This window comes from Thioclava sp. PTB-PU3-1, assembly GCF_055666785.1.
In genome coordinates this window covers 83,802-92,610 of sequence record NZ_JBVNVL010000010.1, presented here as the reverse complement: position 1 = coordinate 92,610, position 8,809 = coordinate 83,802, and the positions used below count along the sequence as shown (strand labels likewise).

15 protein-coding genes are annotated in these 8,809 nt (G+C 61.7%); 12 read left to right on the top strand and 3 right to left on the bottom strand.

Annotated features, from left to right (window positions below):
• From tuf to ACZ7GB_RS19305, 5 genes are all read left to right on the top strand, one after another.
• Window positions 1–1,176: elongation factor Tu (gene tuf, locus ACZ7GB_RS19325; protein ID WP_078549290.1), on the top strand; the 1,176-nt coding region annotated here is incomplete at its 5' end.
• Window positions 1,177–1,389: 213 nt separating this feature from the next.
• On the top strand, window positions 1,390–1,698 hold the full coding sequence (rpsJ, locus tag ACZ7GB_RS19320) for a 30S ribosomal protein S10 (protein WP_036639457.1): 309 nt from the start codon (window positions 1,390–1,392) through the stop codon (window positions 1,696–1,698).
• 10 nt (window positions 1,699–1,708) lie between these two features.
• Window positions 1,709–2,575: a 50S ribosomal protein L3 gene (gene rplC, locus ACZ7GB_RS19315; RefSeq protein WP_078542383.1), complete on the top strand. Its 867-nt coding sequence runs from the start codon at window positions 1,709–1,711 to the stop codon at window positions 2,573–2,575.
• Window positions 2,572–3,192: a 50S ribosomal protein L4 gene (gene rplD, locus ACZ7GB_RS19310; protein WP_075773839.1), complete on the top strand. Its 621-nt coding sequence runs from the start codon at window positions 2,572–2,574 to the stop codon at window positions 3,190–3,192. Before rplC ends, rplD begins: the two co-directional genes overlap by 4 nt.
• Window positions 3,189–3,485, top strand: coding sequence for a 50S ribosomal protein L23 (locus ACZ7GB_RS19305; protein WP_078521296.1), 297 nt, complete (start codon window positions 3,189–3,191; stop codon window positions 3,483–3,485). Before rplD ends, ACZ7GB_RS19305 begins: the two co-directional genes overlap by 4 nt.
• A gap of 118 nt (window positions 3,486–3,603) precedes the next feature.
• Here the strand turns inward: ACZ7GB_RS19305 and ACZ7GB_RS19300 are convergent, their stop codons facing one another.
• Window positions 3,604–3,909, bottom strand: a complete 306-nt coding sequence (locus ACZ7GB_RS19300) for an SH3 domain-containing protein (protein WP_078549288.1) — start codon at window positions 3,907–3,909, stop codon at window positions 3,604–3,606.
• A gap of 255 nt (window positions 3,910–4,164) precedes the next feature.
• On the opposite strand from ACZ7GB_RS19300, the gene rplB reads away from it, so the two are divergent.
• The 5 genes from rplB to rplP are packed head-to-tail and all read left to right on the top strand — an operon-like array spanning window position 4,165 to window position 6,807.
• Entirely contained in the window at window positions 4,165–5,004 is an 840-nt protein-coding gene (rplB, locus tag ACZ7GB_RS19295; RefSeq protein ID WP_078521293.1) for a 50S ribosomal protein L2, read from the top strand.
• A 3-nt stretch (window positions 5,005–5,007) separates the two neighbouring features.
• Complete coding sequence (gene rpsS, locus ACZ7GB_RS19290; RefSeq protein WP_078521291.1) at window positions 5,008–5,286, top strand: 30S ribosomal protein S19; 279 nt, start codon at window positions 5,008–5,010, stop codon at window positions 5,284–5,286.
• A 5-nt stretch (window positions 5,287–5,291) separates the two neighbouring features.
• Window positions 5,292–5,672, top strand: a complete 381-nt coding sequence (gene rplV / locus ACZ7GB_RS19285; RefSeq protein WP_078521290.1) for a 50S ribosomal protein L22 — start codon at window positions 5,292–5,294, stop codon at window positions 5,670–5,672.
• Window positions 5,672–6,379 carry a 30S ribosomal protein S3 gene (gene rpsC / locus ACZ7GB_RS19280; RefSeq protein WP_078521288.1) on the top strand — a complete coding sequence of 236 codons (708 nt, stop codon included), beginning with the start codon at window positions 5,672–5,674 and terminating at the stop codon, window positions 6,377–6,379. Before rplV ends, rpsC begins: the two co-directional genes overlap by 1 nt.
• Window positions 6,380–6,393: 14 nt before the next feature.
• Window positions 6,394–6,807, top strand: coding sequence for a 50S ribosomal protein L16 (gene rplP / locus ACZ7GB_RS19275; protein WP_078542381.1), 414 nt, complete (start codon window positions 6,394–6,396; stop codon window positions 6,805–6,807).
• A 74-nt stretch (window positions 6,808–6,881) separates the two neighbouring features.
• Here rplP and ACZ7GB_RS19270 read toward each other — a convergent pair whose 3' ends face one another.
• Entirely contained in the window at window positions 6,882–7,415 is a 534-nt protein-coding gene (locus ACZ7GB_RS19270) for a flavodoxin domain-containing protein (protein WP_078542380.1), read from the bottom strand.
• 82 nt (window positions 7,416–7,497) lie between these two features.
• Complete coding sequence (locus tag ACZ7GB_RS19265) at window positions 7,498–8,133, bottom strand: 2OG-Fe(II) oxygenase family protein (RefSeq protein ID WP_078549284.1); 636 nt, start codon at window positions 8,131–8,133, stop codon at window positions 7,498–7,500.
• Window positions 8,134–8,320: 187 nt separating this feature from the next.
• Between ACZ7GB_RS19265 and rpmC the strand changes: the two genes are divergently transcribed.
• Together rpmC and rpsQ are read left to right on the top strand one after the other, a co-directional pair.
• Complete coding sequence (rpmC, locus tag ACZ7GB_RS19260; RefSeq protein WP_078521281.1) at window positions 8,321–8,521, top strand: 50S ribosomal protein L29; 201 nt, start codon at window positions 8,321–8,323, stop codon at window positions 8,519–8,521.
• 12 nt (window positions 8,522–8,533) lie between these two features.
• Window positions 8,534–8,767 (top strand): 30S ribosomal protein S17, encoded by a 234-nt coding sequence (rpsQ, locus tag ACZ7GB_RS19255; protein WP_078521280.1) that lies wholly within the window; start codon window positions 8,534–8,536, stop codon window positions 8,765–8,767.
• Window positions 8,768–8,809 lie beyond the last annotated feature (42 nt).

Below are 8,809 nucleotides of genomic sequence, written 5' to 3'. Positions count from 1 at the left end.
ATGGCAAAGGAAAAGTTTGAACGTAACAAACCGCACGTCAACATCGGCACGATTGGCCACGTTGACCACGGCAAGACGACGCTGACGGCTGCGATCACGAAGTATTTCGGTGATTTCCGCGCGTATGACCAGATCGACGGCGCGCCGGAAGAGAAGGCCCGCGGGATCACGATCTCGACCGCACACGTGGAATACGAGACCGAGTCGCGTCACTACGCGCACGTCGACTGCCCCGGCCACGCCGACTACGTGAAGAACATGATCACGGGTGCAGCGCAGATGGACGGCGCAATCCTGGTCGTGAACGCAGCTGACGGCCCGATGCCGCAGACCCGCGAGCACATCCTGCTCGGCCGTCAGGTCGGCATCCCGGCGATGGTTGTCTACCTGAACAAGGTTGACCAGGTCGACGACGAGGAGCTGCTCGAGCTCGTGGAAATGGAAGTTCGCGAACTTCTGTCGTCCTACGACTTCCCCGGCGACGATATCCCGATCGTCAAGGGTTCGGCTCTGGCCGCGATGGAAGGCCGTGACCCGGAAATCGGCGAGAACTCGATCCGCGCGCTGATGGAAGCTGTCGACAGCTACATCCCGACGCCGGAGCGCGCCGTGGACCAGCCCTTCCTGATGCCGATCGAAGACGTGTTCTCGATCTCGGGCCGTGGTACGGTTGTGACCGGCCGCGTCGAGCGTGGCGTGATCAACGTCGGCGACGAACTGGAAATCGTGGGTATCCGCGACACCACGAAGACGACCTGCACGGGCGTCGAGATGTTCCGCAAGCTGCTGGACCGTGGTGAAGCTGGCGACAACATCGGCGCGCTGCTGCGCGGTGTGGACCGTGACGGCGTCGAGCGTGGTCAGGTTCTGTGTAAGCCGGGTTCGGTTAAGCCGCACACCAAGTTCGAGGCTGAAGCCTACATCCTCACCAAAGAGGAAGGTGGCCGTCACACCCCGTTCTTCGCGAACTACCGTCCGCAGTTCTACTTCCGCACGACGGACGTGACCGGCACCGTGACGCTGCCCGAGGGCACCGAGATGGTCATGCCGGGCGACAACCTGAAGTTCGAAGTCGAACTGATCGCTCCGATCGCGATGGAAGACGGTCTGCGCTTCGCAATCCGCGAAGGTGGCCGCACCGTCGGCGCCGGCGTCGTCTCCAAAATCATCGCGTGATCGATGGTTTCGGGGCCCTCTCCGGGGCCCCGAAAACGACAGTTGGAAAGAATTTGAATGGTGCGCCGAAAGGCGCGCCATTCGCTCTTGACAGACTCAGGGTGACGCCATAGAGGACGCGCCTGATCTGCCAAGATTTTCAGGTTCGATGCAGGCGCTACATTCGGTGCCGTCTGCCTCTCAACCTTCACGCCATGCGAAGAGGCATGACATATGACCGGCCAAAATATCCGCATCCGGCTCAAGGCGTTCGATTACCGCGTGCTGGACGCCAGCACCCAGGAAATCGTGAACACCGCGAAGCGCACGGGTGCTCAGGTTCGCGGGCCCATCCCGCTCCCGAACAAGATCGAGAAATTCACGGTTCTGCGTGGTCCGCACATCGACAAGAAGTCGCGTGACCAGTGGGAAATCCGGACGCACAAGCGTCTTCTCGACATCGTCGATCCGACCCCCCAGACCGTGGACGCGCTGATGAAGCTCGACCTCGCAGCGGGCGTCGACGTCGAGATCAAGGTGTAAGGAGGGCATTATGCTGCGGACTGGTGTTATCGCCAAGAAGCTGGGCATGACCCGGCTCTTCCTTGAGGACGGCAAGCAGGTTCCTGTGACCGTTCTCCAACTCGACAAGCTTCAGGTGGTGGCTCAGCGCACTTCCGAACTCGACGGCTACACGGCCGTTCAGCTCGGCGCTGGTGAAGCCAAGGCCAAGCGTACGACCGCGGCTCTGCGTGGTCACTTCGCGAAAGCCAATGTCGCCCCGAAGCGCAAAGTCGCGGAATTCCGCGTCGCTGAAGAAAACCTGATCGAAGTGGGCGAGGAAATCACCGCGAACCACTATTTCGAAGGTCAGTTCGTGGATATCGCGGGCACCTCGATCGGTAAGGGTTTCGCCGGTGCTATGAAGCGTCACAACTTCGGTGGTCTGCGCGCCACGCACGGCGTGTCGATCTCGCACCGCTCGCACGGTTCGACCGGTCAGTGTCAGGACCCGGGCAAAGTGTTCAAGGGCAAGAAGATGGCAGGTCACCTCGGTGCCGTGCGCGTCACGACCCAGAACCTTCAGGTCGTCAAGACCGATGCCGACCGTGGCCTGATCATGGTCAAGGGTTCGGTGCCGGGCGCCAAAGGTGGCTGGGTGACGGTCAAGGATGCGGTCAAGAAGCCGCTCTCCGAGAACATCATCTACCCCGCCGCGCTGAAGTCGGCTGCCGAAGCCGCTGCGAAAGCTGCTGAAGAAGCCGCTGCCGCTGCTGCTGCCGAGGCTGAAGCCGAAGCTCAGCGTCTCGCCGAGGAGCAGGCCGCTCAGGAAGCTGCTGCGCTGAAGGAAGCTGAAGAGTCGATCGAAGCCGACAAAGGCGAAGACGGCGGCGAAGCGCCCGAAGGAGACAAGCAATGAAACTCGATGTGATCAAGCTCGACGCCGGCAAAGCCGGTTCGATCGACCTCGCCGACGAGATCTTCGGGCTCGAGCCGCGTGCGGACATCCTGCATCGCGTCGTGCGCTGGCAGCGTGCGAAGGCTCAGCAGGGCACCCACTCGGTTCTCACCCGCTCGGAGGTCAGCTACTCGACCAAGAAGATCTATCGTCAGAAGGGCACCGGTGGCGCACGTCACGGCTCCCGCAAGGCGCCGATCTTCCGCAAGGGTGGCGTCTACAAGGGCCCGACCCCGCGCAGCCACGCTCACGACCTGCCCAAGAAGTTCCGGGCTCTGGGTCTGAAGCACGCGCTGTCGTCGAAAGCCGCTGCTGGCAAACTGATCGTCCTGGAGGACGCGCAGCTCGCCGAAGCCAAGACCAAGCTGCTGGCGAAAGCCGCCAAGGAGCTGGGCTGGAAGAAGGTGCTGGTGATCGACGGGGCCGAGGTGAACGAGAACTTCGCCCAAGCCGCGCGCAACATCGACGGCATCGATGTGCTGCCTTCGATGGGCGCCAACGTGTATGACATCCTCAAGCGTGACACGCTCGTGCTCACGAAGGCGGGTGTCGAAGCTCTGGAGGCTCGTCTGAAATGAGCGCGAAACCCGAACATTACGACGTGATCGTCAAGCCGATCATCACCGAGAAGGCCACCATGGCCTCGGAGAACGGCGCTGTTGTTTTCGAAGTGGCGAAAGACGCTTCGAAGCCGCAGATCAAAGAAGCTGTTGAGACTCTCTTCGGCGTCAAGGTGAAGGCGGTCAACACCACCATCACCAAGGGCAAGACCAAGCGCTTCCGGGGCACCCCCGGTCGTCGCTCGGACTTCAAGAAAGCCTACGTGACGCTGGAAGAAGGCAACACGATCGACGTCACCACCGGCCTGTAATCCGGTAGGACTGAGACATTGGAAAGGCCCTCGCGATCCGCGGGGGCCTTTTCGTTTGCGTGATCGCTAGGGGAGGGGGCGCTTGCCGCTCATGGAGTGCCCGGGCAGCGCCAGCGCCTCACTTCTCGCGCAGGTAGCTTTCCGAGACGTAGCCGCGCAGGTTGCGGGCGACGTCGAGCGAGACGTTGCACCAGCGGGTATTGCCGCTGCGCTCGCAGCTGCGCACATGGACGAGCGCGCCGTTGGGAAGCCCCAGGATCACCTTGTAGCCGGTGCCGGGGCCTGCGCGCAGTTTCAGCATGTCCTCGCCTTTCACCCCGGCGACCTCATAGGTGCCGCGCCACGCGTCGGCGAGGGTCGGGGTCGCGAGGGTCGCTGCCGCGCAGAGCGGGGCTGCGAGGAGGATTGCTCGGGTTGGACGCATTGGTTGCTCCTGTTATGTCTTCTGCCTCGGGAGCCATTTTGCCTGCCCTGACCGCGAAGCGCCAGTTGCTTGGACCAACGCGCGCAAAAACAGGCCAAGCCTATAGACTCACCCCCACATCCCTGCTACATCGCGCCAGTCTCGCGGCCTCGGATTCGTTCCGGGGCCCGTGATTTTTGAATTCGGGGACCTTCGGGGCCCTATACACACAGACAGGCGAGGCAACTCGCCGCAAACCAACGGAAGACAGAAAGCATGGCACTCAAGTCGTATAAGCCGACGACGCCGGGCCAGCGTGGGCTGGTTCTGATCGACCGTTCGGAGCTTTGGAAAGGCCGTCCGGTCAAAGCCCTCACGCAGGGTTTGACCAAGTCGGGTGGCCGGAACAACACCGGGCGGATCACGATGTGGCACAAGGGTGGTGGCGCGAAGCGTCTCTATCGCATCGTCGATTTCAAGCGTCGCAAGTTCGATGTTCAAGGCACCGTCGAGCGGATCGAATACGATCCGAACCGGACCGCCTTCATCGCGCTGATCAACTATGAAGATGGTGAGCAGGCCTACATCCTCGCGCCCCAGCGTCTCGCTGTCGGTGACAAGGTCGTTTCGGGCTCGCGTCACGACGTCAAGCCGGGCAACGCGATGCCGTTCTCGGGCATGCCGATCGGTACCATCGTCCACAACGTCGAACTGAAGCCCGGCAAGGGTGGCCAGATCGCACGCGCCGCGGGCACCTACGCCCAATTCGTCGGCCGTGACGGTGGCTACGCTCAGCTGCGTCTTTCGTCGGGCGAACTGCGCCTCGTGCGTCAGGAATGCATGGCGACCATCGGTGCCGTGTCGAACGCCGACCACTCGAACCAGAACCTCGGTAAAGCCGGTCGTAAGCGCCACATGGGCGTCCGTCCGACCGTCCGCGGTGTCGCGATGAACCCGATCGACCACCCGCACGGTGGTGGTGAAGGTCGTACCTCGGGTGGCCGTCATCCGGTTACGCCGTGGGGCAAGCCCACCAAGGGCAAGCGCACGCGCGTCAACAAGAAGACGGACCAGTATATCCTGCGTTCGCGTCACGCGAAGAAGAAGGGTCGCTAACATATGTCTCGTTCTGTTTGGAAAGGCCCCTTCGTCGATGCCTACCTGCTGAAAAAAGCAGAGAAGGCTCGCGAGTCGGGCAAAGGCGACGTCATCAAGATCTGGTCGCGTCGCTCCACCATCCTGCCGCAATTCGTTGGTCTGACCTTTGGGGTCTACAACGGCCACAAGCACATCCCGGTGAACGTCACCGAGGAAATGATCGGTCAGAAGTTCGGTGAATATTCGCCGACCCGCACCTATTACGGGCATGCGGCCGACAAAAAAGCCAAGAGGAAGTAATCGTCATGGGTAAGGAAAAGAATCCGCGCCGCGTGGCGGAGAACGAAGCGATGGCGAAGACCCGCATGCTTCGCACCTCGCCGCAGAAACTGAACCTCGTCGCCGCGATGATCCGTGGCAAGAAGGTCGACAAGGCCCTTTCGGACCTGACCTTCTCGAAGAAGCGCATCGCGCTCGACGTGAAGAAGTGCCTTCAGTCGGCAATCGCCAACGCTGAGAACAACCACGGCCTGGACGTGGACGAGCTCGTCGTGGCGGAAGCCTGGGTTGGCAAGAACCTGGTGATGAAGCGTGGCCGTCCGCGGGCACGTGGTCGCTTCGGCAAGATCATGAAGCCGTTCTCGGAAATCACCATCAAGGTGCGTCAGGTTGAGGAGCAAGCGTAATGGGTCAGAAGGTTAATCCGATCGGCATGCGCCTCCAGGTCAACCGCACCTGGGATAGCCGCTGGTATGCCGACAGCAAAGACTATGGCGACCTGCTGCTCGAGGACATCAAGATCCGCGAGTTCATCCACGAGGAAGCCAAGCAGGCCGGCATCAGCCGCGTCATCATCGAGCGTCCGCACAAGAAGTGCCGTGTGACCATTCACGCTGCACGTCCGGGCGTCATCATCGGCAAGAAGGGCGCTGACATCGAAGCGCTCCGCAAGAAGCTGGCGAACTTCACCGACAGCGAGCTGCACCTGAACATCGTCGAAGTCCGCAAGCCGGAACTCGATGCGCAGCTCGTCGCCGAGTCGATCGCACAGCAGCTCGAGCGTCGTGTCTCGTTCCGTCGCGCCATGAAGCGCTCGGTGCAGAACGCGATGCGTATGGGTGGTCTTGGTATCCGTGTGAACGTCGCTGGCCGTCTGGGCGGTGCCGAGATCGCACGTACCGAGTGGTATCGCGAAGGTCGCGTTCCGCTGCACACCCTGCGTGCCGATATCGACTATGCGCTGTCCGAAGCGTCGACCCCCTACGGGATCATCGGCGTGAAGGTCTGGATCTTCAAAGGCGAGATCATGGAACATGATCCGCAAGCTCGTGACCGCAAGCACGCTGAAGCCCAAGAGGGCCCGGCACCGCGCGGCCCGCGTCGCGATCGCTGAGGGAGTAGATAGTTATGCTGCAACCGAAACGGACGAAGTTCCGCAAGATGCACAAAGGCCGGATTCACGGTGAAGCCAAAGGTGGTTTCGACCTGAACTTCGGTCACTTCGGCCTCAAGGCAGAGGCGCCCGAGCGCGTCACCGCCCGTCAGATCGAAGCTGCGCGTCGTGCGATCACCCGCCACATGAAGCGTCAAGGCCGTGTCTGGATCCGGATCTTCCCGGATACCCCGATCACCGCGAAACCCACCGAAGTCCGTATGGGTAAAGGTAAGGGTTCGGTCGACCGTTGGGCCGCCAAGGTCAAGCCCGGCCGCGTGATGTTCGAGATCGACGGCGTCAACGAAGAGACCGCTCGCGAGGCTCTGCGCCTCGGCGCGGCCAAGCTTCCGGTCGCCTGCCGTATCGTCGAGCGTCAGGACTGGTAATCCCGGTCTGGCCGCTGAAGACAAACGAAAGCCCCGCCAGAGATGGCGGGGCCTTTGCGTTGTTGGCGGTATGATCAGGCTCCGTCGGAAATCCAGCCGTCGATCAGCGCATCGAGCGCCTCCCAGTCGGTATATTCGATATCGGCGTCGAGATCGGCATCGGGGTCCTTCTTCGCCACGATCCGGCGCATCACGAACCGCCGGAAGATATCGTATTTCGACGGCAGGTAGGCGCCGGCGATCTGTTCGGTCAGATCCGGCGTCCAGCCGGTCGCCTCTTCGAAGTCCTTAAGGATCTTGTCGAGGGCGCGCCAATCCTCCGCGTCGTGACCGGCAGCGGCCAGCGAGACGGAGAGGAAAAGGCTCGGGCGATTTCGGATGATGTCGCGTTGCTCTGCGACGAAATCGGCGAAGCGGCCCTGATAATGTCCGACATGGATCGAGGCCGCGAGGATGATCCGGTCGAACCGGTCGAGGTTCATCCCCTCGGCTTCCTTAGTGGAAATCAATTCGGCGGAATGGCCCAATTCGGAGATCCGGTCGGCGACGTGCCGCGCGATCTTGCGGGTTTGCCCCTCGCTGGAGGCATAGGCGACGAGTGTTTTCATGCTGCGCTCCCGTTATCTGGTTGCGCAGCAAGGAAATCAGGTGAGACCCGGTTTGGCTATGATTGCGATCAAAGCGCCGGGCTCAATCCACCCATTTGTAATTGAAGCTCACCGAGATGCGCTCGTCCTCGGCCATGTTCATCGGCACCTCGTGGCGCAGCCAGCTTTCCCAGAGCAGAACCTCGCCGGGCTCGGGGGCGATGTAGATGAAGGGCTGCAGCTCGCGCCGGGCGGTCTTGAGGCGGGTAGGGGCCGCCATCATCCGGGCGCTGCGCGGGTCCTCCAGCTTCAGCGCCGAGGCGCCGTCGGGCATCGCGACATAGGTCGTGCCCGAGATCACCGAATGGGGGTGGAGGTGCGAGCTGTGGGTGCCGCCTTCGGGCAGGATGTTGATCCAGAGGTCTTCGAGCACCAGCTTGCCCTCGCCCAGATCGAACTGCAGATCCTCGGCGAAGGCCGCGACGTGCTTGTCGAGCGCCTTCACCATGTCCGCGAAGATCGGGAAGCGCCAGGGCAGGTCGGTCAGCGAGGCGTAGGAGGTATAGCCCGGATAGCCATTCTCCTCGCACCAGTCCTGACCGGCCTCGTCATCCTCGGCAATGGCGTAGCACGACGCCTCCAGCTCGCCCGTATCGACCTTCGGGCCGAATGCGGATAAGGAGGCGCGGTAGAGGCGGGTGACGAAGAGGGACTCGATCTGGGTCTTGGGCTCGGACATTGGGGCTCTCGCAACTGGGCGTGGATTTCCCCCCTGTTACGCCAAAGCGGGCCTGAGGCCAAACAATCCTTGCCATATTCGATTCGCTCTGATATTGGCCCCAAGTTCCTGAAATCAGGACCGACATAACCCATCAGAAAGCAGGGTCACCCGCGAGGGGCCCTCTGATGCCAAGAAAGGATCCGGGATGAACGCCCAAGAACTCAAGGCGAAGACGCCTGATGAGCTGCGTGATCAGCTCGTCTCGCTGAAGAAAGAAGCCTTCAACCTCCGCTTTCAGCAGGCCACGAACCAGCTCGAGAACACCGCGCGCATGCGCTCTGTTCGTCGGGACGTTGCACGTATCAAAACCGTGCTGAACCAAAAAGCCGCTGAAGCCGCGAAGTAAGGAGAGCTTCCTATGCCCAAACGCATCCTGCAAGGTACCGTGACGTCGGACAAAAACGACCAGACCGTAACCGTTTCGGTCGAGCGCCGCTTCACGCATCCGGTTCTCAAGAAAACGATCCGGAAGTCCAAGAAATACCGCGCCCATGACGCGGAAAACCAGTTCAAGACCGGTGACATTGTTCGCATCGAAGAGTGCGCACCCGTCTCGAAGACCAAGCGCTGGCGGGTTGTGGTTTCGGCGTAAGCCGGGGCCATCCGTCAGTATTCGAAACCCTGGGGCCCTTAC